This is a genomic window from Aureimonas sp. CAS (genome assembly GCF_059838215.1).
Genome location: NZ_CM187563.1, coordinates 899,527 through 923,454 on the forward strand (window position 1 = coordinate 899,527; position 23,928 = coordinate 923,454).

At 68.8% G+C, this 23,928-nt stretch carries 25 protein-coding genes; 15 read left to right on the top strand and 10 right to left on the bottom strand.

The window, feature by feature from the left end; genetic code table 11:
* Positions 1–37 precede the first annotated feature (37 nt).
* The 3 genes from AC6R2M_RS04190 to AC6R2M_RS04200 all read left to right on the top strand — a co-directional run bounded on the left by AC6R2M_RS04190 (position 38) and on the right by AC6R2M_RS04200 (position 2,630).
* Positions 38–982, top strand: a complete 945-nt coding sequence (locus tag AC6R2M_RS04190; RefSeq protein WP_500485783.1) for a hydroxyacid dehydrogenase — start codon at positions 38–40, stop codon at positions 980–982.
* Positions 979–1,962 (top strand): Ldh family oxidoreductase, encoded by a 984-nt coding sequence (locus AC6R2M_RS04195; RefSeq protein WP_500485785.1) that lies wholly within the window; start codon positions 979–981, stop codon positions 1,960–1,962. Before AC6R2M_RS04190 ends, AC6R2M_RS04195 begins: the two co-directional genes overlap by 4 nt.
* A gap of 101 nt (positions 1,963–2,063) precedes the next feature.
* Positions 2,064–2,630 carry a sugar transferase gene (locus AC6R2M_RS04200; protein WP_500485787.1) on the top strand — a complete coding sequence of 189 codons (567 nt, stop codon included), beginning with the start codon at positions 2,064–2,066 and terminating at the stop codon, positions 2,628–2,630.
* A 19-nt stretch (positions 2,631–2,649) separates the two neighbouring features.
* Here AC6R2M_RS04200 and mobA read toward each other — a convergent pair whose 3' ends face one another.
* The 5 genes from mobA to moaA form a co-directional block, all read right to left on the bottom strand.
* Positions 2,650–3,243, bottom strand: coding sequence for a molybdenum cofactor guanylyltransferase (gene mobA / locus AC6R2M_RS04205; RefSeq protein ID WP_500485794.1), 594 nt, complete (start codon positions 3,241–3,243; stop codon positions 2,650–2,652).
* Complete coding sequence (locus tag AC6R2M_RS04210) at positions 3,240–4,484, bottom strand: multidrug effflux MFS transporter (protein ID WP_500485798.1); 1,245 nt, start codon at positions 4,482–4,484, stop codon at positions 3,240–3,242. Before AC6R2M_RS04210 ends, mobA begins: the two co-directional genes overlap by 4 nt.
* Positions 4,484–5,410, bottom strand: coding sequence for a DMT family transporter (locus AC6R2M_RS04215; protein WP_500485800.1), 927 nt, complete (start codon positions 5,408–5,410; stop codon positions 4,484–4,486). Before AC6R2M_RS04215 ends, AC6R2M_RS04210 begins: the two co-directional genes overlap by 1 nt.
* Before the next feature lie 370 nt (positions 5,411–5,780).
* Positions 5,781–5,993: a YMGG-like glycine zipper-containing protein gene (locus AC6R2M_RS04220; protein ID WP_500485801.1), complete on the bottom strand. Its 213-nt coding sequence runs from the start codon at positions 5,991–5,993 to the stop codon at positions 5,781–5,783.
* 177 nt (positions 5,994–6,170) lie between these two features.
* On the bottom strand, positions 6,171–7,160 hold the full coding sequence (gene moaA, locus AC6R2M_RS04225; protein WP_500485802.1) for a GTP 3',8-cyclase MoaA: 990 nt from the start codon (positions 7,158–7,160) through the stop codon (positions 6,171–6,173).
* A gap of 156 nt (positions 7,161–7,316) precedes the next feature.
* On the opposite strand from moaA, the gene AC6R2M_RS04230 reads away from it, so the two are divergent.
* Positions 7,317–7,679: a gamma-butyrobetaine hydroxylase family protein gene (locus tag AC6R2M_RS04230; protein WP_500485803.1), complete on the top strand. Its 363-nt coding sequence runs from the start codon at positions 7,317–7,319 to the stop codon at positions 7,677–7,679.
* A gap of 2 nt (positions 7,680–7,681) precedes the next feature.
* Here AC6R2M_RS04230 and AC6R2M_RS04235 read toward each other — a convergent pair whose 3' ends face one another.
* The 4 genes from AC6R2M_RS04235 to AC6R2M_RS04250 all read right to left on the bottom strand — a co-directional run bounded on the left by AC6R2M_RS04235 (position 7,682) and on the right by AC6R2M_RS04250 (position 11,925).
* On the bottom strand, positions 7,682–8,326 hold the full coding sequence (locus AC6R2M_RS04235; protein WP_500485804.1) for a pyridoxamine 5'-phosphate oxidase family protein: 645 nt from the start codon (positions 8,324–8,326) through the stop codon (positions 7,682–7,684).
* The gene (locus tag AC6R2M_RS04240) at positions 8,323–9,084 is read right to left on the bottom strand and encodes a proteasome-type protease (protein WP_500485805.1); all 762 of its coding nucleotides are present in this window, start codon (positions 9,082–9,084) and stop codon (positions 8,323–8,325) included. The genes AC6R2M_RS04235 and AC6R2M_RS04240 overlap by 4 nt, the downstream gene beginning before the upstream one ends.
* A gap of 456 nt (positions 9,085–9,540) precedes the next feature.
* The gene (locus AC6R2M_RS04245; protein WP_500485806.1) at positions 9,541–10,482 is read right to left on the bottom strand and encodes an alpha-E domain-containing protein; all 942 of its coding nucleotides are present in this window, start codon (positions 10,480–10,482) and stop codon (positions 9,541–9,543) included.
* Positions 10,483–10,530: 48 nt separating this feature from the next.
* Complete coding sequence (locus tag AC6R2M_RS04250) at positions 10,531–11,925, bottom strand: circularly permuted type 2 ATP-grasp protein (RefSeq protein WP_500487486.1); 1,395 nt, start codon at positions 11,923–11,925, stop codon at positions 10,531–10,533.
* A gap of 423 nt (positions 11,926–12,348) precedes the next feature.
* On the opposite strand from AC6R2M_RS04250, the gene AC6R2M_RS04255 reads away from it, so the two are divergent.
* From AC6R2M_RS04255 to AC6R2M_RS04265, 3 genes are all read left to right on the top strand, one after another.
* Positions 12,349–13,488 (top strand): TRAP transporter substrate-binding protein, encoded by a 1,140-nt coding sequence (locus AC6R2M_RS04255; protein ID WP_500485808.1) that lies wholly within the window; start codon positions 12,349–12,351, stop codon positions 13,486–13,488.
* Between the two features lie 182 nt (positions 13,489–13,670).
* On the top strand, positions 13,671–14,273 hold the full coding sequence (locus AC6R2M_RS04260; protein ID WP_500485809.1) for a TRAP transporter small permease subunit: 603 nt from the start codon (positions 13,671–13,673) through the stop codon (positions 14,271–14,273).
* Positions 14,270–15,592, top strand: a complete 1,323-nt coding sequence (locus tag AC6R2M_RS04265; RefSeq protein ID WP_500485810.1) for a TRAP transporter large permease — start codon at positions 14,270–14,272, stop codon at positions 15,590–15,592. Before AC6R2M_RS04260 ends, AC6R2M_RS04265 begins: the two co-directional genes overlap by 4 nt.
* A 199-nt stretch (positions 15,593–15,791) precedes the next feature.
* Here the strand turns inward: AC6R2M_RS04265 and AC6R2M_RS04270 are convergent, their stop codons facing one another.
* Complete coding sequence (locus tag AC6R2M_RS04270) at positions 15,792–16,985, bottom strand: D-alanyl-D-alanine carboxypeptidase family protein (RefSeq protein ID WP_500485812.1); 1,194 nt, start codon at positions 16,983–16,985, stop codon at positions 15,792–15,794.
* Positions 16,986–17,263: 278 nt separating this feature from the next.
* On the opposite strand from AC6R2M_RS04270, the gene AC6R2M_RS04275 reads away from it, so the two are divergent.
* The 8 genes from AC6R2M_RS04275 to AC6R2M_RS04310 all read left to right on the top strand — a co-directional run bounded on the left by AC6R2M_RS04275 (position 17,264) and on the right by AC6R2M_RS04310 (position 23,918).
* Positions 17,264–17,755, top strand: a complete 492-nt coding sequence (locus AC6R2M_RS04275) for an NUDIX hydrolase (RefSeq protein WP_500485814.1) — start codon at positions 17,264–17,266, stop codon at positions 17,753–17,755.
* Positions 17,756–17,938: 183 nt separating this feature from the next.
* The gene (locus AC6R2M_RS04280) at positions 17,939–18,847 is read left to right on the top strand and encodes a zinc-dependent alcohol dehydrogenase (RefSeq protein ID WP_500485816.1); all 909 of its coding nucleotides are present in this window, start codon (positions 17,939–17,941) and stop codon (positions 18,845–18,847) included.
* 13 nt (positions 18,848–18,860) lie between these two features.
* Positions 18,861–19,259: a 6-pyruvoyl trahydropterin synthase family protein gene (locus AC6R2M_RS04285; protein ID WP_500485818.1), complete on the top strand. Its 399-nt coding sequence runs from the start codon at positions 18,861–18,863 to the stop codon at positions 19,257–19,259.
* Entirely contained in the window at positions 19,256–20,302 is a 1,047-nt protein-coding gene (locus tag AC6R2M_RS04290) for a glycosyltransferase family 4 protein (RefSeq protein WP_500485819.1), read from the top strand. Before AC6R2M_RS04285 ends, AC6R2M_RS04290 begins: the two co-directional genes overlap by 4 nt.
* Complete coding sequence (locus AC6R2M_RS04295; RefSeq protein ID WP_500485821.1) at positions 20,299–21,093, top strand: class I SAM-dependent methyltransferase; 795 nt, start codon at positions 20,299–20,301, stop codon at positions 21,091–21,093. The genes AC6R2M_RS04290 and AC6R2M_RS04295 overlap by 4 nt, the downstream gene beginning before the upstream one ends.
* 152 nt (positions 21,094–21,245) lie before the next feature.
* Entirely contained in the window at positions 21,246–22,367 is a 1,122-nt protein-coding gene (ribA, locus tag AC6R2M_RS04300) for a GTP cyclohydrolase II RibA (protein WP_500485823.1), read from the top strand.
* Positions 22,342–23,187 (top strand): CDP-alcohol phosphatidyltransferase family protein, encoded by an 846-nt coding sequence (locus AC6R2M_RS04305; RefSeq protein ID WP_500485825.1) that lies wholly within the window; start codon positions 22,342–22,344, stop codon positions 23,185–23,187. Before ribA ends, AC6R2M_RS04305 begins: the two co-directional genes overlap by 26 nt.
* Positions 23,184–23,918: an FkbM family methyltransferase gene (locus AC6R2M_RS04310; protein ID WP_500485827.1), complete on the top strand. Its 735-nt coding sequence runs from the start codon at positions 23,184–23,186 to the stop codon at positions 23,916–23,918. Before AC6R2M_RS04305 ends, AC6R2M_RS04310 begins: the two co-directional genes overlap by 4 nt.
* The last annotated feature ends 10 nt before the right edge of the window (positions 23,919–23,928 follow it).

The window sequence follows — 23,928 nt, forward strand, 5'->3', positions numbered from 1 at the left end:
ACCGACACATGCCGGAAGGGCCGGGGAGGAAGAACCCATGCGCAAGGTCGTCGTCTCGGAGTTCATGGAGGAGGACATCCTCCGCGCCGGCCTCGCCGGCTTCGACATCCTCTACGATCCGGCGCTGGTGGACGATCCGGACCGGCTGGCCCGCGAAGCGGCCGACGCTCGAGGCATCATCGTGCGCAACCGCACGAGGGTGACGGCCGCGCTTCTCGATGCCGCGCCGAACCTCAAGGCCGTCGGCCGGCTCGGCGTCGGCCTCGACAACATCGACATGGAGGCCTGCAAGGCGCGCGGCGTCGCGGTGTTCCCCGCGAGCGGCGCCAACGACGTCTCGGTCGCCGAATATGTGATCGCGACCGCCATGTTGCTCCTGCGCGGCGCCTATGGCGCGACGGCGCGGATGGCGGCGGGGGAGTGGCCGCGCAACGCGCTGTCGAACGGTCGCGAGATGATGGGCGCGACGCTCGGCCTCGTCGGCTTCGGCTCCATCGCGCGGGAGACGGCCCGGCGGGCGAGCGCCATGGGCATGACGATCCAGGCCTTCGATCCGATGCTCGACGAGGGTTCTCCTGCCTGGGACCAGCCCTTCGGCCGCGTGGCGAAGGTGCCGCTGGAGACGCTTCTTCGAACGAGCGACGTCGTGTCCCTGCACGTTCCGCTGACGGCCGACACGCGCCGCATGATCGATGCGTCCGCGCTCGGCTCGATGCAGCCGCACGCGATCCTGATCAACGCGGCGCGCGGCGGCGTCGTGGACGAGGCCGCGCTCGCCGAGGCCTTGAAGGCCGGACGCATCGGCGGCGCCGCGCTCGACGTCTTCGAGACCGAGCCACTGAAGGCGGAGGAGGCCTCGCGCTTCGCAGGCGCTCCGAACCTGATCCTGACGCCGCATATCGCGGGCCTCAGCGCCGAAGCCAATGTCCGCGTCTCGCAGGTCACCGTCGATTCGGTGCGCCGGCATCTGACGGGAGAGTGACCATGGCGACGATCGAAGAGGCCATCGCAACGCTGGCCGCGGCTCTCCGGAATGCCGGAACGGGCGAGGCGGCGGCGCGCAGCGTGGCGAAGGCGCTGGTGCTGGCCGAGGCGGACGGCTTCAAGGGCCACGGCCTGTCGCGCTTCTCCAGCTACGCGGCGCAGGTCCGCGCGGGCAAGGTCAAGGGCGAGGCGATCCCGAGCGCCAGCTTGGCCCGACCGGGGCTCCTCCTGATCGATGCCGCCTTCGGCTTCGCCTATCCCGCGCTCGATCTGGCGGTGGAGCGCCTGCCCGAGATGGCGCGCGCGCAAGGAATCGCCTGCGCCGCCGTGCGCCGTTCGCATCATTGCGGCTCGGCCGGGCTCTTCTGCGAGGCATTGGCGCGCGAAGGGCTCGTCGCGCTGCTCTTTGCCAACACGCCCGCGGCCATGGCGCCCTGGGGCGGGGCCAAGGCGGTGTTGGGCACCAACCCCATCGCCTTCGCCTGTCCGGTCGAGGGCGGCGAGCCCGTGGTCGTCGACATGGCGCTCTCCAGGGTCGCGCGCGGCAACATCGTCGCGGCCGCCAAAAGCGGGGAGGCGATCCCGGACGACTGGGCCTTCGATGCGGACGGTCGCGCGACGACGGATGCCAAGGCCGCGCTGAAGGGCACGATGGCCCCGCTCGGCGGCGCGAAGGGTGTCGCGCTGGCTCTGATGGTGGAGCTGCTGGCCGGCGGTCTTACCGGCGCGAACTATGCCGGCGAGGCCTCGTCCTTCCTCGATCCCGAAGGCGACCCGCCCGGCACCGGTCAGCTGCTCCTCGCCCTCGATCCGGCGGCCTTCGGAGTCTCGCCGGAGCGGTTCGCGGTTCTGGCGCAGGCGATCACGGCACAGGAGGGCGCTCGCCTGCCCGGTGCGCGCCGATGGGAGGCGCGCGCGAAGGCCATGCGCGACGGGCTGACGATCCCGGACGACATCCTGCAGGCCGCGAAGGGCTGACGCCGGACCGGCCGCATGTTCCGTTCCGATCGCGCCTGATGTAGGCGAGGTCCGGCGAGCCGGCCCATCATGTCCGTTCGCGCGAACCGGATCGAGCGAACATGGCAAAGCGCATTTTCGACATCGTCTTCGCGGCCCTCGGGCTCGTCGCGCTCGGCTGGCTGATCCTGATCCTCGCGCTCGCCGTTCGGCTGGGCTCGCCCGGCCCCGGCATCTTCGCGCAGGCGCGTGTCGGGCGGCACGGGCGCGTCTTCACCTGCTACAAGCTGCGGACCATGTATCGCGAGACGCGTGCCGCCGCCTCGCACCACACCTCCGTTGCCGCCGTCACGACGCTCGGTCGATGGCTTCGCCGCCTGAAGCTCGACGAACTGCCGCAGCTCTGGAACGTGCTGAAGGGCGAGATGAGCTTCGTCGGCCCACGCCCCTGCCTGCCGATGCAGACCGAACTCGTGGAGGCCCGCCGCGCGCTGGGCGTCTTCGACATCCGCCCGGGAATCACGGGCAAGGCGCAGGTGATGGGCGTCGACATGTCGGAGCCACAGCGCCTCGCCCGGCTCGACGCCGACTATGCGCGCGAGCGCAGCTTCCTCGGCGATCTGGAGCTGATCCTGCGCACCGTCGTCGGGGGCGGGCGTGGCGACCGGGTGAACACGGGTGCACGGTAGCGGCGCACGGTAGCGCCGGTCAGAGACCTCGCGCCGTCGCCAGATCCTCCTGCGTGTTCAAATTGAAGAACGGATCGCCGTCCGGCGCGTCGGGGCTCGGCGGAAAATCGACCGGCTCGAACCCGATCTCGTCCAGAAGCGCCATGATCGAGCGCCGGCTCGCGGGATCGTCGAGGCGGCTCTCCAGCACCGAGAGCCTTTCCAGCGGCCACAGCGCCACGGTCGGGTGCAGGCGGTCGCCGAAGCGCGCGACGCGAGCGACGCCCGGCTCGCCTTCGGTGAGCCTGCGAACGAGAGCGCGCGGCAGGAAGGGCGTGTCGCCCGGCACGGTCACGAGATGGGTCGCGCCCGTGCCTTCGAGGTGACGATGGGCCGCCTCGATCGCTGCGAGCGGACCGAGCCGCTCGGGCCGGCGATCGGCCACGAGTATGACGCCGGGCCGGGCGAAGGTCGGGTCGGATGCGCCGACGAGGAGGATGTCGCAGCCGGTCCCCAGAACGCCCAGCGCCCGGTCGAGACAGGAGCGGCCGCCGATCTCGATCAGGGGCTTGGGCGTCTCCCCGCCCATGCGCGTGCCCGCGCCGCCTGCGATGACGAGGCCGGCGATCCTCATCCGATCCCCCGCGGGCGATCGAGCGAGGCCGCGAAGGCGACGCCGATCAGCGCGACCGCGCTCATCACGAGACCGACGAGGACGGGATGGCCGGAGACGGTCGCCGCCATGACGGAGACGAGCGCGCCCGTGCCGATCTGCAGCGCGCCGGAGAGGCCCGCCGCCGCGCCCGCCGCATCCGGCCGAACGCTGACCGCGCCCGCCGTCGCCGAAGGGATCGTCAGCCCGTTGCCGAAGCCGACCATCATCATCGGCGCGAAGAGCGTGAGCGCGGAGACCTGCCCGAGGGCGAAGAAGGCGAGCGTCGCGACGCTGGCGCCGAGGCTCACGAGCGTTCCCGTCAGGATCAGTTTGCGCAGGCCCAGCCGCTGCGAAAGCCGTGCCGTGGAGAAGTTGCCGGCGATGTAGCCGACCGAGCAGAGCATGAACCACAGGCCGTAGGCGGCGGGCGTCATGTTCAGGACCTGCACGGCGATGAAGGGCGCCGAGCCGAGGAAGGCGAAGAACACCGCCGAGGTGAAGGCGGAGGCGCCCGCGTAGCCCCAGAAGGGGCCCCGCGCCAGGAGCGCGCGATAGGCCGAGAACTGCGCGGCCATCGACCCGCCGCGCGTCCGGTTCGTCTCCGACAGATCGAACAGGAGAAGCAGGAAGGTGACGATCCCGACCCCGCCGAGCAGGATGAAGACCCAGCGCCAGCCGAAGGCGGTGTCGATCAGCCCTCCGATCGCCGGGCCGATCATCGGCGCGACGGCCAGCCCCATCGTGACGTAGCCGAGCATGGCGGCGGAGCGGTCGCGGTCGTAGAGGTCGCGCACGATGGCGCGCGACAGGACGATGCCGGCCGCGCTCGCCGACTGGATGACGCGCCCGACGAGGAAGATCTCGACGCTTTCGGCCAGGAGGCAGATCAGCGTGCCGATCAGGAACAGGGCGATGCCCCACAGCATCACCGGCCGGCGTCCGTAGCGGTCGGACAGCGGGCCGGCGACGAGCTGCAGGACCGCCATGGCCCCGAGATAGAGCGACAGGCCGAGCCCGACCGCCGCCGTGCCGGCGTCGAGATCGTTCGCGATCGAGGTCATCGACGGCAGGAAGATGTTGATCGCGAGCGGCGAGAGGGCCGAGGCGACGATCAGCGTCAGGAGCATGGGCCGCCGGGGTGCGGGAGCGGCGGTGTAGGCGGTGTCCGGCGCGGGAGCTTCCTCGAAGGTCTCGCGTTCGGTCGTCGTGCGGTCGAGCATCACGGGGCTCCGGGGGCGACGGGCGGGATCTTCGCGACCGTCCGCTCGCGGTAGATGACGTAGATGCCGCTCGCCACCACGATGGCCGAGCCGACGAGGTCGAGCAGCAGCGGCGGCTCGCCGAAGGCGACCGTGCTGAGAATGAAGGCGAAGACGAGAACGGCGTAGCGGAAGGGCGCGACGACCCCGATCTCCCCGGTGCGCGTCGCGGTCGCCAGCGCCACATAGGCGCAGGCGATGAAGCCGGCCGCGAGCGCCATGGCGCCGAAGGTCGTCAGGCTCATCGGTTGCCAGCCGACGAAGGGAAGGAGCGCCAGACCCAGCACCATGACGGTGAAGGCGGTGACGGCGGCCACCGAAACCGAGGGCGTCGTCTGTGGGATGGCGCGCACCACGAGGTCGCGGACGGCGCAGGCGAGCACGCAGGCGAGCACCGCCACCGAGTGGATCGTGAACCCTTCGGTTCCGGGCCGGAGAATGACGAGCACCCCGGCGAGGCCGACCGCGATGGCGGTCCACCGCCGCCAGCCGGGCCGTTCGCCGAAGAAGAGGACCGCGCCGAGCGTGACGACCAGCGGCAGCGCCTGCAGGATGGCCGTGGCGTTGGCGAGCGGCATGTAGACGAGCGCCGTGATGAAGCTGATCGTCGCGGCACCGTCGGCGAGGGCGCGGATGCCGATCGGACCGCGCAGCGAGGCGATCAGCTTCGGCCGCTGCCCCTGCGCGCGAAACGTCGCGACGAGATAGAGCGCCGCGCCCGCCATCGCGCCGCGGACCGCCATGATCTGCGCCGGCGGAATTTCCGAGGTGGCGAATTTCACCAGCGCGTCGTTCACCGAGAAGGCCGCCATCGCGGCGAGCATCAGCAGGCTGCCCTTCGCATTCGCGGAAAGAGCGGCGGGGCGGGCGATCTGCAGACGTGACAAGGGATGTGCTGGAAGCTGGAGGAGCGGAACGACGATCCCGAACGATCGTCAGTCTACCTTAATGCGTCGCGCCAGCGAGCGGAACCATCGAGACGGGTGAAAGCGGCGAATTCGCACCGGATTCCGCCGTGATCGATCCGGGCGGGTCCGAGCTTTCCGCGAGCCCCGCGAGCGTCACGGGAGCGCGGCTCCCGCGCGTCTGATGCGGCAACGAAAAAGGCCGCCGCGAACACGTCGCGACGGCCTTTCAGCTCGCCTGGGCGCCGTGCGTCCGATTGGACGCATGGCGTCGCTCTATCTCTTTGAACCCGCGCATCGGGCTTTCCGAAGATCGATTTCGATATCCGGGCCGATGCTGTCGGGTGTCAGGTCAGCGCGTGCCGCGACCGACCAGCGCGCCGGCCGTGCCGCCGAGAAGCGCACCGCCGACCGCGCCGCCGCTGCCGCCGATGGCGTTACCGACGACCGCACCACCCGCGCCGCCGATGCCGGCACCGGCGAGCGTGCGCTCGGTCTGCGTGCAGCCGGTGGCAATGAGGAGGGCGGCGGACATGCCCAGAACGGACTTCAGCGACTTCGACATTGATTTCCTCTCGGAGAGATTTTGGTGGGGACGTCCCTGTCCGCCAAACGGTCGACCGCCTGACGCCGTTCCCGAGTCTGCCCAAGAATGTGGTCAAAAAAAAGGGAACGACGGAGCGGCGTCATCGAAGCAAGGTCCGCCGCTGGCCGGAAGCGCGCCGAAATCTCCGCGTTCGCCTTATCCGCCGGTCATGCTCATATGGCGCGAGACGGCCGGGCGGCGGGTCTCGCGGTCGATGATGAAGTCGTGCCCCTTCGGCTTCCTGGCGATCGCGCGATCGATCGCGTCCTTGAGCAGCTCGTCGCCCTCGGAGGCGCGCATCGGCGCACGCAGATCGACCGCGTCCTCCTGTCCCAGGCACATGAAGAGCGTGCCGGTGCAGGTGATACGGACGCGATTGCAGCTCTCGCAGAAATTGTGCGTCATGGGCGTGATGAAGCCGAGCCGGCCGCCGGTTTCGGCCACCTGCATGTAGCGGGCCGGCCCGCCGGTGCGGTGGGCGCTTTCCACCATCGTGTAGCGCTCGGACAGGCGCTGGCGGACGAGCGAGAGGGGGAGGTACCGGTCGGTCCTGTCCTCGTCGATCTCGCCCAGCGGCATGGTCTCGATGACCGTGAAGTCCATGCCCCGGCCATGCGCCCATTCCATCATCGGCGCGAGTTCGTCCTCGTTGAAGCCCTTCAGCGCGACGGCGTTGATTTTCAGCGACAGGCCGGCGCGCTGCGCCGCGTCGATCCCCGCGAGGACCGTCGCCAGATCGCCGCGCCGCGTGATCTGGCGGAACTTGTCCGGGTCCAGCGTGTCGAGCGACACGTTGAGGCGGCGAACGCCGCAACCGGACAGCTCGTCCGCGAACTGCCGGAGCTGCGAGCCGTTGGTCGTCATCGTCAGCTCGTCCAGCGCGCCCGAGACGAGATGGCGCGAGAGCGAGCGGACGAGGCTCATGAGGTTCTTGCGGACCAGCGGCTCGCCCCCCGTGAGGCGCAGGCGCTTGACGCCCTTCTCGATGAAGGCGCTCGAAAGCCGGTCCAGTTCCTCCAGCGTCAGGAGGTCGCGCTTGGGCAGGAACTGCATGTTCTCGGCCATGCAGTAGGTGCAGCGGAAGTCGCAGCGGTCGGTGACGGAGACGCGCAGATAGGTGATCCGGCGACCGAACGGATCGATCATCGAAGCGGCATCGACCGGCCGCGGCTTGATATCGATGATCTGACTGCTCACAAGCAAGCTTTCCGAATGTTCGGGATCGAACGAGAGCGGAATGTGGAAGCGGCCCGCTCTCCGGTCAAGCCGAACGTGTCCCGCGATCTCGACGAAAGGGTGCCCATGCAACAGGTTGAAGCGCCGAGCGAACTGCGGGTCTCGACCGACCGGCGGACGCTGAAGCTGCGGCGGGACGGCGCGCCGGAGCAGGTCTATTCCGCCGAGTTCCTGCGCGTTCACTCGCCGTCGGCCGAGGTGCAGGGGCACGGGCCCGACGAAAGAAAGACGATCGGCGGCAAACGAAACGTGTCGATCGCCAATCTCGTGCCGGTCGGCCACTACGCGATCCGCATCGTCTTCGACGACGGCCACGATTCGGGGCTGTTCACGTGGAGCTATCTGGACGAGCTGGCGCGCGAGCATGACGCCTTGTGGGCCCGCTATCTTTCCGAGGTGAACGAGAAGGGCCTGTCGCGCGAGGCGTAAGCTCAGTAGATCGTCTGCGCGACGCGGGCCGGTGCCTCTCGGTCGTATGTCCGCGCGTCGATCGCCGCGTCGGTCGCCGCCAGCATGGTCCCGGCCGAGGGCAGGGCGCCCTTGGCCGCTTGTGCGTCCGCGCTCCAGAGCCTGGAGCGCACGATGGCTTTCTGGCACTGGAAGTAGACGCTCTCGACCTCGATGCGGATCACCGAGCGAGGCTGCTTCCCGTTCATGGCGAAGCGCGACAGCAGGTCCGGATCGACCGAGATCGTCGCGCGGCCGTTGACCCGCAGCGTCTCGCCGAGGCCGGGGACGAGGAAGAGGAGACCGACCCGAGGGTCGCTCACGATGTTGCGCAGCGAATCCACCCGGTTGTTGCCCGGGCGGTCGGGAAGGAAGAGCGTTCGTCCCGCCTCGTCCACCTTCACGAAGCCCGGCGGGTCGCCGCGCGGAGAGGCGTCGAGCCCGTCCGGGCCGGCGGTCGCGAGGATGACGAAGGACGAGGCCTCGATCAGCGCGCGATAGGGCGCGTTGACATAGGCGATCTCCTTGGTCAGCGAGCGCGGATTCGCCTCGCCGTAGTGGCGCGCCAGATCGTTGAGCGTTCGAAGGACATGGTCCGCCGGCGGCTCGAGGGTCCCGGCCGTGGTCACCCCGCCGCCTCGACGAGCTTGATCGCGCCCTGCGGCACATAGGGCGGGAGCCGGTCGAAGGCCGAGCGCAGCGCGGACGACCAGCCGCCGGAGATCTGCGCGTAATAGGGATCGTCCATATCGAAGCGCTGGCGGTGGCCGGCGGTGAAGCTGTCGGCGCCGTACATCTGCAGATCGAGCGGCAGTCCGACCGAGAGATTCGACTTCAGCGTGGAATCGAAGGAGACGAGAAGCAGCTTGGCGGCCTCGTTCAGGCTCATCGCCGGATCGTAGGTGCGCACGATGATCGGGCGGCCGTATTTGTGCTCGCCGATCTGGAAGAAGGGCGTGTCCGCGCCGGCCTCGATGAAATTGCCCTCCGGGTAGATCAGGAAGAGCCGCGGGCGTCCGCCCCGGATCTGCCCGCCCAGGATGAAGCTGCCGGCGAAGATCGGATCGTTGCCGCCGTTCATGGAGGCGTAGCCGATCGCCTCGCGCAGCGTCTCGCCCACGAGCTTGGCCGTCTGGAACATGGAGGGCTGACGCAGGATCGCCGGGTTCCGGTCGTCGGGCGCTGCGAAGCGCTCCTCCAGAAGCGAGATCGCGGACTGAGTCGTCGCCAGATTGCCGGCCGACAGCAGGCACAGGAACCGGTCGCCCGGCACCTCGAAGGTCTTCATCTTCGACACGGTCGAGATGTTGTCGACGCCCGCATTGGTGCGGGTGTCGGACATGAACACCAATCCCTGATCGACGAGCAGGCCGACGCAATACGTCATGGCTTCGAGCAGCCTCTTCCATTCATCCCGGTCTGCCACTGCGAGCCGACAGGGGAAGTTCCGACAGGCGCCGCCCCCTTGCAAGCGTGGTGAACGAATTTTCGGCAGGCTGCGGCACGAATGCCGCAACGGGGCGCGCGTGGACGAAGAGTCCGGCCAAAGGCTGGTCCGAAGCGGCCCTTCCGCTTAGAGCCTTTCAGCCCGTTACGGAAACACTCTGCCGGGAAGCATTCGTGTTCGAGGTCGAGGGGCCGGACAAGGTCGTAGCGGGGCTACGGCCGTAGGCCGGCCACGACGGGATCGGACCGAATGCACCCGGCCCTTCGGGTTTGCGTTCGCCGGGCGTCCACTTCGTCGGCTCGCTCGGCCGTAGCCCGCTACGACCATCGCGACCCTTCTCGCGGAACGCGAGCGGCGAACGGCAAACAGAGTGAGTCCGTAACGGGCTGAAAGGCTCTAGGCGTGGAAGCGGTAGACCTTAGCGATCTCGTTGGAGAGGCGGTTGTTGTCGAGGATCAGCCGCTCCAGGAACTCGTGAAGCCCGTAGTCGATGATGGAGCGGATGTCGGTGTTCTCGAGCCGCGCGGTGATCTCGCGCGCGGTGTCGTGGCAGGAATGGCGCTCGCCGTAATGCTGCTCCAGCCAGCGCAGCGCCTCCTCGATGCTGTGGTAGGAGTAGGCGAGGGATCGCGGCATCCGCCGGTTCAGGATCAGGAAGTCCATGATGTCGTGGCCCCGCGGCTCGGCATCGTACTCCCAGGCGTAGGAGCGCTGCGCCGAGACCGAGCGCAGGATCGTGCCCCATTGGTAATTGTCGAGCGGCGAGCCGACCGAGGAGTGTTCCGGCAGGAGCACCCAGTACTTCACGTCGAGGATGCGCGCGGTGGAATCGGCCCGCTCCACGAAGGTGCCGAGATTGCAGAAGTGCAGGATCTCGTTGCGCAGCATCGTTCCGTGGAACGAGCCGCGAATGAGCGCGCAGCACCGCTTCACCAGCTCCAGCGTGGCGGGTAGGTCGTCGACGGGACGGGCGAGCTGGCGCCGCAGCAGCATCCAGCTTTCGTTGAGCGACTCCCATGTCTCGCGCGTCAGCGCCGTGCGGACCATGCGCCCGTTGGTGCGCGCCACCGCAATGGAGGACATGACGCTCGACGGGTTGTCGAGGTCGCGCAGCAGGAAGTCGATGATGGAGTCCGGCTCCAGGCTCGGATATTTGGCGCTGTAGGCGGCCTCGACGCCCGCCGAGACGAGGACTGAACTCCATTCGTCGGGCTCGGAGGAGAGGTTCGTCATCGAAAGGCGAAGACCCGCGTCGATCAGGCGGGCCATGTTCTCGGCGCGCTCGATGTAGCGCTGCATCCAGAACAGTCCACTGGCGGTTCGTCCGAGAAGCGGCATCGGCTCAGAGTTCCAAAGTTTGCAGGAGGGCGGCGGCGGTGGCGGACCTCATTCGTCGAGCACCCAGGTGTCCTTCGTTCCGCCGCCCTGGCTGGAATTGACCACGAGCGAGCCTTCCTTGAGCGCCACCCGCGTCAGCCCGCCCGGAATGATCTTCACCGTGTCGGAGACGAGAACGAACGGGCGCAGATCGACGTGGCGGGGCGCAAGGCCCTTTTCGACCAGGATCGGAACGGTTGAGAGCGCCAGCGTCGGCTGGGCGATGTAGTTGCCCGGCCGGGCCTTGAGCTTCTCGGCGAAGGCCTCGCGCTCGGCCTTCGAAGCCGCCGGTCCGACCAGCATGCCGTAGCCGCCCGACCCGTGCACCTCCTTCACGACGAGCTCGTGCAGGTTCTCCAGGACGTAGGCGAGCTGGTCGTCCTCCGCGCAGCGATGCGTCGGCACGTTCTTCAGGATCGCCGGCTTGCCCGTGTAGAACTCCACGATCTCCGGCATGTAGGAGTAGATCGCCTTGTCGTCGGAGATGCCCGTGCCCGGCGCGTTGGCGATGGTGATCCCGCCGTTGCGGTAGACCTCCATGATGCCCGGCACGCCGAGCAGCGAATCCGGCTTGAAGGCGTGCGGATCGAGATAGGCGTCGTCCACCCGGCGGTAGAGCACGTCGATCGGCACGAAGCCCTGCGTCGTGCGCATCTGGATGCGCCCGTCGACGAGCTTCAGATCGTCGCCCTCCACGAGCTGGACGCCCATCTGGTCCGCCAGGAAGGCATGCTCGTAATAGGCCGAGTTGTGGATGCCCGGCGTCAGGATGGCGACGCGCGGCGTGCCTTCGCAGGCCGCCGGCGCCACCGCCGAGAGCGAGCGCCGCAGATGGCGCGGATAGGTCTCCACCGGCCGCACGCGGTTCTGCGCGAACAGCTCGGGGAACATCTGCATCATCGTCTCGCGGTTCTCGATCATGTACGAGACGCCGGAGGGCGTGCGGGCGTTGTCCTCGAGAACGTAGAACTCGTCCTCGCCGGTTCTCACGATGTCGACGCCGATGATGTGAGTGTAGACCCCGCCCGGCGGACGGAAGCCCACCATCTGCGGCAGGAAGGCCTCGTTGCCCTCGATCAGGCGGGCCGGGACGATGCCGGCCTTCACGATCTCCTGCTTGTGGTAGACGTCCTCCAGGAACGCGTTCAGCCCGCGCACGCGCTGCTCGATGCCTTCGGCGAGCGCGTCCCATTCGCGGCCCGAGATGATCCTCGGCACGAGGTCGAAGGGGATGAGGCGCTCGGCCGCCTCCTTGTCGCCGTAGACGTTGAAGGTGATGCCGGTCCGGCGGAAGAAGCCCTCGGCTTCGCCGGCCTTGGTGACGAGGGACGAGGGCTCCTGTCGGTCGAACCAGGACTGGAAGCGCCGATAGGGTTCGCGCACCCCATCGGGCGCCGAAAGCATCTCGTCGAATGGCATGTTGCGCAACGCTCCTTCGTCGAACCCCTGGCAGTCAGTAGAATGCGTCATCCACGGCGCTTGCCAAGAGCCCGAAGGCCGTTCGGGCGCCTTCGCACACGATCATTTTTGCATTGCGGCCGTGAACGGGGCGAGCGGGTCCACGGGTTTGCGGTCCCCCGTCGCGATCGGCGGCGATACGGAAGTCCTTGAACGATCAGGGGAGAGCGCATCGTCCGCTCGCCGGATCGGCCCGGTCGTAAGCTTCCCTTCCGTCGTCCCAAGTCGAAGCTTCAGTCGAAACCGTTCGCAACTGCGAAGAGCCGAAGAGAATTTGGCTCGAAAGACAGTTGATCGACCGCTTGACCTTTCGGCTGGCCGCATGCAAGCCTCGCTCCGCAAGTCGCCGCAAAGGCGAGGGGAGGAACAATGGCCGACACGATCGACGGCTCCGGATCGCATCCGGAGAGCAAACACTCGCGCCGAAAATTCTTGACGGGAGCCGCCGGGGCGGGCGTCGCGGCGGCCGCGACGGTGGCCATGCCCAACGTCTCCCGCGCGCAGACGCAGACCTTGCGCTTCCAGAGCACCTGGCCCGAACAGGACATCTTCCACGAGTTCGCGCGCGACTTCGTCACGCGGGTGAACACGCTGGCCGGCGGCCGGGTGGACCTGCAGCTTCTTCCGGCCGGGTCGGTGGTCAACGCCTTGCAGCTCCAGGACGCGATCACGGCGGGCGCGCTCGACGGCGGCCATGGTGTGGCGGGCTACTGGTACGGGAAGAACAAGGCGTTCTCGCTCTTCGCCACGCCGCCCTCCTTCGGTTGGAACGCCAACCAGATGCTCGGCTGGGTGCGCTATGGCGGCGGGCAGCAGCTCTACGACGAGCTGGTGCAGGACGTCCTCGGGCTCAATCTGGTCGGCTATCTCTCCGGGCCGATGCCCAGCCAGCCCATGGGCTGGTTCGAGAGCGAGATCACCTCGCCCGAACAACTGCAGGGCCTCAAATACCGCACCAACGGCCTTGCCGCCGACATGTATCAGAACATGGGCGTGGCGGTGACGATCATGGGCGCGGCCGACATCGTGCCGGCCATGGATCGCGGGCTCCTCGACGGAGCGGAGTTCAACAACCCGTCCTCCGACCTCACGCTCGGCTTTCCCGACGTCTCGAAGATCTACATGGTGCGCTCGCACCATCAGCCCTGCGAATGCTTCGAGATCATCTTCAACAAGGCCAAGCACGACGCGCTGGGCGATGAGGTGGTCCAGATCCTGCGCTATGCCGCGGACGCCGCCTCCGCCGACATGGCCTGGAAGGCCATGGACCGCTATTCGGCCGACCTCCAGAAGATCCGCGATGCCGGCGTGACGGTCGTCCAGACGCCGGACGAGGTCCTGGAAGCGCAGCTCGCGTCCTGGAGCCAGGTCGTCGAGAGCCTGTCGGGCGATCCCTTCTTCGCCAAGGTCATCGAGAGCCAGAAAGCCTGGGTGAACCGCGTCGTCGGCTTCGAGATGGAGTGGGAGGTGCCCCGCCGGGCCGCCTACGAGCACTTCTTCCAGGCCTGAGCGGTCCTCGGGGTCCCGGCCGGCCGCCGCGTGTGCCAGGCGCGGCGGCCGGAACGGCGCTCCTTCGCGGTCCGATCGCGAAATCCGATGAGCCGGGCGTGCTCCGTTCGAGGCCGGACGGGTCGCGCCTCGTCGAGGGGTCGCGCGTCCGCACGGACGTGCCGCGGGATCCATAAGCCCAGATGCAGAAATTCCTCTTCGCGATCGACCGGTTGAGCGAGCTTGTCGGCAAGCTCTTCTCCTGGTCCATCGTCCTCCTCACGGGCACCGTCTGCTACGAGGTGTTCGTGCGCTACGTGCTCGGGCGGCCCACGACCTGGGCCTACGACATGAGCTACATCTTCTACGGCACGCTGTTCATGATGGCGGGCGCCTACGCCCTGTCGCGCAACAGCCAGGTGCGGGCCGACATCGTCTACCGGCTCCTGCCGGTGCGCTGGCAGGGCGGGCTCGACCTCGTCCTCTACATCCTCTTCTTCTTTCCCGGCGTCATCGCCTTCGTCTATTCCGGCTACGGCTTCGCGGCCTTCTCCTGGATGATCGGCGAGCGGTCCGTGGCCAGCCCCAACGGCCCGCCGCTCTACCACTTCAAGGCGCTGATCCCGATCGCCGGGGTCTTCCTTCTCCTTCAGGGGGTCGCCGAGACGATCCGCGCCTTCACCGCCCTTCGCACCGGCGTCTGGCCGCCACGGCGCCACGACGTGGAGGAACTCGACGCCAAGCTCGCCGCGCAGGTCGAGGACGGCACCCTGGTTCAAGGCGCCGATCTGAGGAACAAGCTGTGACCAATCCCGAAATCGGCATCCTGATGCTGGTGGTGTTCATCTTCGCCATCCTGCTCGGCTTTCCCATCGCCTTCACCCTCGTCGCCCTCTCGGTCTTCTTCGGCTACATCGCCATCGGCGACACGATCTTCGCGCTTCTGGTGCAGCGCACCTACGGCGTGATGTCGAACGACGTCCTCATCTCGATCCCGCTCTTTTTGTTCATGGGCTACATGATCGAGCGCTCCAACATCCTGGGGCGATTGTTCCACTCGCTGCAGCTCGCCGCGCGCGGCATGCCGGGCTCGCTCGCGGTCGCGAGCCTTTTGACCTGCACGCTCTTCGCCACCGCGACCGGCATCGTGGGCGCGGTCATCACGCTGATGGGCCTGCTCGCGCTGCCGGCCATGCTGAACGCGGGCTACGACAAGCGTCTGGCGACCGGCGCGATCTGTGCCGGCGGCACGCTCGGCATCCTCATCCCGCCCTCGATCATGCTGATCCTCTACGGCGCGACGGCAGGTGTCTCGGTGGTGCGGCTCTACGCGGCGGCGCTCATCCCCGGCCTCGTGCTGGCGACCTTCTACATCGTCTACGTGATCGTGCGCGCCTATCTGAACCCGAGCCTCGCGCCCAGGCTGCCGGACGAGGCCTACAACGTCTCGCGGCGCGAGATCGCGTGGAACGTCCTCGTCTCCTTCGTGCCGCTGGCCACGCTGATCTTCTCGGTTCTCGGGGCGATCCTCTTCGGCCTCGCCACGCCGCACGAGGCGGCCGGCATCGGCGCGCTCGGGGCGATCCTGCTCGCGCTCCTCTACCGGGCGCTGACCTTCGAAAAGTTCAAGGAATCGGTCTTCCTGACCGCCCGCTCCTCGGCCATGGTATGCTGGCTCTTCGTCGGGTCGTGGATCTTCGCCTCGGTCTTCGCGCTGCTCGGCGGGCAGGCGGTCATCGCGGGATGGTTCGAATCCATGAGCCTGACGCCGCTGCAGTTCCTGCTTCTGGCCCAGCTCATCATCTTCCTGCTCGGCTGGCCGCTGGAGTGGACGGAGATCATCGTCATCTTCGTGCCGATCTTCCTGCCGCTCCTGGCGATCTACGACATCGACCCGCTGTTCTTCGGCATCCTTGTGGCGCTGAACGTGCAGACGGCCTTCATGTCGCCGCCCATGGCCATGTCCGCCTTCTATCTGAAGGGCGTCGCGCCCAAGGGCATCGAGCTGGTGGACATCTTCTGGGGAATGTTGCCCTTCCTGGTGATCGTCGTTTTCACCATGGTGCTCTACTACGTCTTCCCGGCGATGGGCTCCTGGCTGCCCTCGGTCCTCTACGGCCGCTGATCGAGCTGTGAGGCGCGCGGTCTGCGCGGGCGGCATAAGGGCGAGGCGGAGCGCCGTCGCCGCGTCGATCGAAACATGGAAGGCGAGCCCTGTTTCATGGCTCGCCCTCCGTGTTTCCGAGAAAATCAGACCGGTATGGCGGCCCGTCCCTCGGGCGGCGAAGCCTCGACGAAGACCGGCGCTGCCGGACCTTTGGAAGCTACTGGATCAGGCCCGCGACATAGCCGTAGGCGATGTTCCCGGCCTCCCGCGCGTAGGAGACGATGGCCCGGCCGGCATCCGAGGCGTAGCCGAGGGCCATGCCCCAGGCGCGCTCCATGAAGGGCGCCTGCTCGACGGCGGCCTGCGCCAGCAGCGGCGCCTCGCGCACGGTCTCGCCGGCGCGCACCACGCGCACCCGCCCGATCTCCTGGCCCGCCGCCACGGGCGCTTCGACCGAAGGCGTCTCGTCGACGACGATTTCGAACTCGCTCTCGGTGCCCCGCGCGGCGAGGACCGTCAGATCCTCGGCGGGCGCGAGCGCGACCGTCGGCGCAACGCCGCCGCGCACGTTCGCCTCCGCCGCCGCCGTCCCGGCGGCCAGCACGACGCGGTCTTGGAAGGAGCGCAGGCCCCAGGTCATCATCTTGCGCGCCTCCTCGGCGCGCTCGCCGACCGACTGCATGCCGGTCATCGCCATGACGATGCGGCGGCCGCCCTCCTGCGCCGAGGCGACGAGGCCGTATCCGGCCTCCGAGGTGTGACCGGTCTTCAACCCGTCCGCGCCGAGCGCCAGCAGCGGATTGCGCGAGCGCTGGGTGATGCCGTTGAAGGTGAACTCGGTCTCGCTGAAGAGCGGGTAGCGTTCGGGGTACTCGCGGATCAGATGCTCGGCGAGCACGGCCAGATCGCGCATGGTGACGTGCTGTCCCGGATCGGGCAGCCCGTGCGGGTTGGTGAAGCGCGATCCCGTCAGCCCGATCTCCGCCGCGCGCTGGTTCATCAGCTGCGCGAAGGCCTCGACCGAGCCGGCGATGCCCTCGGCCGCGACGATCGTCGCGTCGTTGCCCGACTGGATCGCGATGCCCTTGATCAGATCCTCGACGCTGACCGTCGAGTTCAGCGGCAGGAACATGGTGGAGCCGCCCGAGGCCGCGCCGCCGGTGCGCCACGCATATTCGGAGACGGGGAACATGTCGTTCGGCGACAGCCGCCCTTCCTCCAGCTCGTGGAAGATGACGGCGATGGTCATCAGCTTCACGAGGCTGGCCGGCGGCACCTCGCGGTCCGAATCCTTCTCGAACAGGATCGTGTCGGTGTTGAAGTCGATCAGGATCGCGGTCGGCGCGCTCGTGTCGAAGGTCTGCGCGATCGCTGACGGGGAGGCCGAGAGGAACAGGAGGCTGGCGAGCATGGCTGCGCCGACGGCGGACCTTTGGGCGTTCGTCCTCATCCGCATGGCATCGTCCTTTCGCGGTCGGCGAATCACGCCGGCCGTTCGTCCTTCGCGCGGGATCGTGGCCAAGATGGCCGGTGCGGTCAAATCACCTGCATGCGAAGCTTGCGCAGAGGTTTCCGTCTACAATCTGCATGCCGTTCGTCACCCTTGCTTACGACGGCGGAAAGCCCAATCTTGCAACTTGAAAGACAGGTCGACGCCGGCCGGAATCGGCTGTGCGAGGAGATGCGGACATGGCGGGACAGAAGAGCAGGAGGGTTCAGCGGCAGGTCGCCGCTCTGCCGCTGCGCGTCTCGCCCTCCGGCCAGACCGAGGCGCTGCTCGTCACCTCGCGCCGCACCCATCGCTGGGTGCTGCCCAAGGGCAATCTGATGAAGGGCAAGAGCGACGCCAAGGCCGCCGCCATAGAGGCGGCGGAGGAGGCCGGCGTCGAGGGTTCGGTGCGCAAGGAGCCGCTCGGCACCTACGACTACTGGAAGCGCCGTTCGCTCTGGTTCGAGCTTTGCCGTGTGGACGTCTTCCCGCTTCTGGTGACCGCCGAACGGGCGACCTGGAAGGAGAAGGGCGAGCGCGACCGGGCCTGGGTTCCCCTGAAGATCGCCTCCCGCATGGTGCTGGAGCCGGGTCTGCAGTCGATCCTGCGCGACCTGGCGCGGGACGAGCGCCTCGTCCACGACCTTTCGGAAGACCGCGCGCGGCCCGTCGCGGACGCCCGTCTCGCCTGAGCCGAGGGGCATCTTCGGGACGGAGGGTTGCGGCTCCCGCCTTTCCCTCGCGCCGGCCCGCCCCATCTCCCGCACCCCTGTCACGCATCCATCCGAGCACCGCCCTTGTCTGAACCGGAGAGAAACGAGGCGGCGAGCGCGCTCTGGATCACAAGCGCCGGCCGATGCGAGTTGCGGCGCGAGATGCTGCCCACCGCCGGCGAGGCGGACCTCGTTCTCGAGAGCTTTTATGGCGCGATCAGCCGGGGCACCGAGCGCCTGATCTTCGAGGGGCGCGTTCCGCTGAGCGAACGCGAGCGGATGCGCGGACCGCATCAGGCGGGCGATTTTCCCTTTCCGGTCAAATACGGCTACGCGCTCGTGGCGAAGGTCGCGCAGGGTCCGGCGGAATGGCGGGGCGAGACGGTCTTCGCCCTCCATCCGCATCAGGATCGCGTCGTTCTCGGCGCGGGAGAGGTCACACGCGTGCCGGCCGGCATCCCGCCGCAGCGCGCGGTTCTGGCCGCGAACATGGAAACGGCGCTGAACGTCGTCTGGGACGGCGGCATCGCACCCGGCGACCGCGTCGGCATCGTCGGTGGCGGGCTGGTCGGGCTCCTCGCGGGCTGGCTCGCCTCGCGGATCGCGGGCGTCGAGACCTGCCTCGTCGATCCGGACGAGACCCGCCGGCCCGTTGCCGAGGCGCTGGGGATCGGCTTCTCGCCGCCCGGCGAGGCCCTGACGGATTGCGACGTCGTGCTGCATCTGTCGGGGCGCGGCGAAGGGCTGGCCACCGCGCTTCCCATGGCCGGGTTCGAGGCGCGGATCGTCGAGGCCAGCTGGTACGGGGAGGGCGAGGTGCCGGTCGCGCTCGGCGGCGCCTTCCATTCGCAGCGCCTGTCGATCGTCGCCTCGCAGGTCGGCTCTGTGCCGCCCGCGCGCCGCGCCCGCTGGACGACCCGGCGACGCATGGAGACCGCGCTCTCGCTTCTTGCGGACGACCGGCTCGACATCCTCATCTCGGGCGAAACGCACTTCGGCCGGCTCGCGGACGCCTATGGCGACATCCTCGCCGCATCCGAAACGCTCTGCCACCGTATACGCTACACCTGAACGAGGAACGCCCATGTACGCCGTCGAAGTCCGCGACCACATCATGATCGCCCATTCGCTGCCCGGAGAGGTCTTCGGGCCGGCGCAAGGGCTGCATGGCGCGACCTTCGTCGTCGATGCGGCCTTCTACGCGGACGAGCTCGATTCCGACGGTCTGGTCGTCGACATCGGTCTGGCGAGCACGGCGCTGTCGGCGATCCTCAAGCCCCTGAACTACGCCAATCTCGACGAGGTCGACGAGTTCAAGGGCAAGACGACGACGACGGAGTTCCTCTCACGCCACATCTTCGACCGGCTGAAGGCGGCGATCGGGGAGGGCAAGCTCGGCGAGGGCGGCGCCCGCGTGAAGCGCCTGCGCGTCCAGCTTCACGAGTCGCACGTCGCGCGCGCCTGGTACGAGGCCGCTCTTTGAACAAGCGTCTCGTCTTCGCGATCCCCGGAGACATCGAGACGGCGACGGGCGGCTACGCCTACGACCGGCGGATGATCGCGGAGCTGTCCGCGCTCGGCTGGGACGTGGAGGTGCTGGCTCTGCCGGCGAGCTTCCCCGCGCCGAGCGAAGGCGATCTGGATGCCACGCGTTTGGCCTTCTCCGAGCTGGCGGACGGAACGCTCGTCCTGATCGATGGCCTCGCCTTCGGCGCCATGCCGGAGATCGCGGAGGCGGAAGCGGAACGGCTGCGGCTGGCCGCGCTGGTTCATCACCCGCTCGCTTTGGAGACGGGCCTCGACGCGGCGACGTCGGCGCGTCTTCGGGAGAGCGAGACCGCCGCGCTCGCCTTCGCCCGCCTCGTCGTCGCCACCAGCGAGACGACGGGCCGCGAGCTGATCGCCGACTTCGCCGTTCCCGAGCGCCGCCTGCGGGTCGTCCCGCCCGGCACGGAGCGGGCTCCTCTCGCGCCCGGCGGGGGGCGGCCCCCGGTCGTTCTCGCCGTCGGCTCGCTTACGCCGCGCAAGGGCTACGACGTCCTCGTCGACGCGCTGACCGAGATCGCCGATCTCGACTGGCGGTGCCGGATCGTCGGAAGCCCGGATCGGAACCCGGTTTTCGCCGCCGCCGTCACCGCGACGATCGAGCGGCGCGGCCTGTCCGGCCGCATCACGCTTCTCGGCGAGGCGGTCGATCCGCGCGCCGAAATGGCGCGCGCGGACCTCTTCGCGCTCGCCACGCGTCACGAGGGCTATGGCATGGTCTTCGCGGAGGCGATGACGCAGGGTCTTCCCATCGTGTCCTGCGCCGCCGGGGCGGTGCCGGAGGTCGTGCCGGACGAAGCCGGCATTCTGGTTCCGCCGGGCGATGCGCGGGCCTTCGCGGATGCGCTGCGACGGCTTTTGTCCGACGAGGCGCTGCTGCGCTCGAAGGCGGACGGCGCGAAGGCGGCCGGCGCCGACCTGCCCGATTGGAGCCGATCGGCGCGCCGACTGTCGGCCGCTCTGGAGGAGATCAACGCATGAGCGGTTTCGACGTCGACTGGCTGACCCTGCGCGAGCCCGCCGACCATGAGGCGCGCGACGCCGGGCTGCTTCGTGCGGCCCGCGCGCGTCTCGAAGCGGCCGGGGGCGGGCGGGTCGTTGATCTCGGCTCCGGCACCGGCTCGACCGTGCGCGCGCTCCTTCCCGACCTGTCCTCACGCCCGTCCTGGTGCCTCGTCGACAACGATCCCCTGCTTCTGGCGGCGGCGCGGAACCGGCTTTCCGATCACGATGTCGAGACCGTCGAGGCGGATCTGATGGCGATCGAGACGCTGCCGCTCGGCGGCGCGGACCTCGTCACCGCCTCCGCGCTCTTCGATCTCGTCTCGCGCGGGTGGCTCAGCCGGTTCGCCGAAGCGCTCGCGGCGCAGGGCGTCGGCCTCTATGCCGCCCTCAGCTATGACGGGCGCATCCGGTTCGATGATCGTCACGTCGCGGACGATGCGGTCGAGGCGGCCTTCAACGCCCATCAAGTCGGCGACAAGGGCTTCGGACCCGCGCTGGGGCCTGAATCTCCGGGCGCATTGCGCGAAGCCTTCGAAGCCGAGGGCTTCGAGGTCGAGGACGCCGACAGCCCCTGGCGGCTCGGACCGGGCCCATTGCGCACGCAGTTCCTGGAGGGAGTCGCGCAGGCCGTCGCCGAGACGGAGCGGGTCGAGCCGGGCCGTCTGCAGGACTGGCTCGCGAACCGGATATCGAGCCCGGCACACGTTGTGGTCGGTCATCGCGACATCCTCGCCGTGCCGGGCGGCCGATCGGGTCGCGGCAAATAAACGCAGTTTCCACCGCGTCCGAACGCCCTCGATTCACGAACATGACGGATAGGCGACGGAAAATCCGACACCATATGCAGTCGAACAGGGCATATGCTGCTCAATCAGTCGATCCGCTGAAAGGCCGGGCGGGGGGAAGTATCTTGAATCGCATGGACAGAATCGAACGTCCCACCCCGTCTGACGCCGAAACGGCTCTTGGCGGTCCCGCCGTGCGCTGCGAGCGCGCCAGCGCCGAGCTGCGCGCCGGGCGCCCGGTGATCCTGGAGGGCGATGGCGAGCGCATCGCGGTCCTGGCGCTCGACGCGGCCTCGCCGGACGTCTACCGCGTCTTCGCGGCGATCGCCGGAAACGACCAGGCGTTGTTCCTCACCGCGCCGCGCGCCCGCGCTCTCGGCGTCGAGACCGACGAGGGCCTGCTCGTTCCGCTGGCCGAGCTGAACTACGACGACGCCTGCCGCCTGGCCTACACGCGGGGCGCCGAAGCCCCGGCCGCCTTCACGGCGGCGAGCTGGCTGGAGCGTGAAGCCGCCGCGCTCGCGCGGCTGGCGCTTCTCCTGCCCGCCATGGTCGTCTCGCGTCAGGCCGCGAACGCGAGCGAGCTGCAGGGCGCGCTGCGGGTGCGGACGGGAGACATCGTCGAGGCCTATGGCACGAAGGCGCAGGAGTTCGAGATCGTCGCGCGCACCGTCGTTCCCCTTCGCGGGATCGAGGCGGCGGAGTTCGTCGTCTTCCGGGGCGGCTTCGCCCAGCGCGACCAGATCGCCATCGTCGTCGGCGATCCTGATCCGCATCAGCCGGTGCCCGTTCGCGTGCACTCCTCCTGCCTGACGGGCGACCTCTTCGGCTCGCTGAAATGCGACTGCGGCGATCAGCTGCGCCGCGGGCTCGCGGCGATGGAGGCGGCCGGCGGCGGCGTGCTCATCTATCTCGACCAGGAGGGGCGCGGGACCGGCATCGCTGCCAAGATGCGCGCCTACGGCTTCCAGTGCGAGGGGCTCGACACGGTGGACGCCGACGCCGAACTCGGCTTCGGGACGGATGAGCGCCGCTACGAGGCCGCCGTCGCGATGCTGCTCGCCCTCGGCTACACCCGCATCGACCTGATGACCAACAACCCGACCAAGATCGCGCATCTTCGCGCCGGCGGGATCGAGGTCGTCGGTCGCACGCCGGCTCCCGGCGAGGTGACGGAGCAGAACCGCAACTATCTGCGCACCAAGGCGGCGCGGGCCGGACACATGATCGATGTCGACGCTCTCGGAACCAAGTAGGGCGCCGGTCCGGGCGCTGGCGGGCTCGCTCGTTCCCAGCGCGGCCCTGAAACGCGTCAGCCTTCCGGCGGCCGACGATGCCGGCCGGTCCGGCCTGAAGGCCGATGCGGCGCTGACGCTCGGCACAGGTTTCGCGCTTCTCCTTCTGATCGGCGGCGGAATCGTCTGGGCCGGGGGGCTGGACTGGCGCTTCCTGCCGCCCGCGCTTCTCGTCTACGGCGTGATCGCGGCCTTCGCCCATGCCGGGCTCGATCATCACCCGCACGCCCGCTTCGGCGCGCCGAACGTCGTCACCACCCTTCGGGCCGTGGCGACCGCGCTCTTCGCCGGCCTCGTCCTCGACGCGGACCAGATCGTCGGCGCCCCGCGCGAGGCCTGGGCCTGGACCTTCGCCGGCATCGCGCTTGTCGCGCTCCTGCTCGACGGGGTGGACGGCTATCTCGCCCGGCGGCTGAACCTGCAGTCGGATTTCGGCGCGCGCTACGACATGGAAGTCGATGCGCTGCTGATCCTTCTCCTGTCGGTTCTCGCCTTCGCGCTGGGCAAGGCCGGCGCTTTCGTCCTCGCGATCGGGCTGATGCGATACGCCTTCCTCGCCGCGCAATACGTCCTGCCCTGGCTGTCCGCCGACCTGCCGCACTCCATGCGGCGCAAGGCGGTCTGCGTTCTTCAGGCGGCGGTTCTAGGCGCGATCATCACGCCGGTCGTCGAGCCGCCGCTGTCGAATGTCGCCGCGCTCGTCACCGTGTCCTTCCTGGCATGGTCCTTCGCGGTCGACATCCTCTGGCTTCGCCGCAACCGCACGGCCCCGCCAGCGTGACCGGCCCCATCGCGCCCTATCTCGGGGTCGCCCGCTCCCTCGTCACCTATTACGGCATGCCCTGGCGGCGCCGCGGGCTGGCGAAGCTCTACGGCGAGCTGGTGAAGCCCGGCGACCTCGTCTTCGACATCGGCGCCCATGTCGGCAACCGGACGCGCACTCTGCATTCGCTCGGATGCGAGATCGTCGCCGTCGAGCCCCAGCCGCTCCTGATCGGCACGCTGCGCAGGACGCTGCCGAAGACCCGCGCGACTTTGGTCGAGAAGGCCGTCGGGCGCGAGCCGGGGACCGCGACCCTGCGCATCTCCAGCCGGCACCCGACGGTCTCGACGCTGTCCACCCGCTGGATCGAGACGGTCGGCAAGACGGACGGCTTCGGCGCCGTCGCCTGGGACCGCGAGGCCGAGGTGGAGGTGACGACGCTCGATGCGCTGATCGCCGAGTTCGGCCGCCCCTCCTTCTGCAAGATCGACGTCGAGGGGCTGGAGGCGGACATCCTCGCGGGGCTCTCGCAGCCGATCCGCATGATCGCCTTCGAGGCGCTGCCCGAGGCCCCCGACGTGACGCGCGCCTGCCTCGACCGGCTCGGCGAGCTCGGGGACTACCGCTTCAATTTCGTGGCCGGCGAAGGCTCGGAGCTCGTCTTCGAGGAATGGACGGACGGGCCGTCGATCCTGGCGGCGACGCTGCGGCGCGGGCAGGGGGACGTCTACGCACGCCTCGCCACCTGACGCGGCCGAG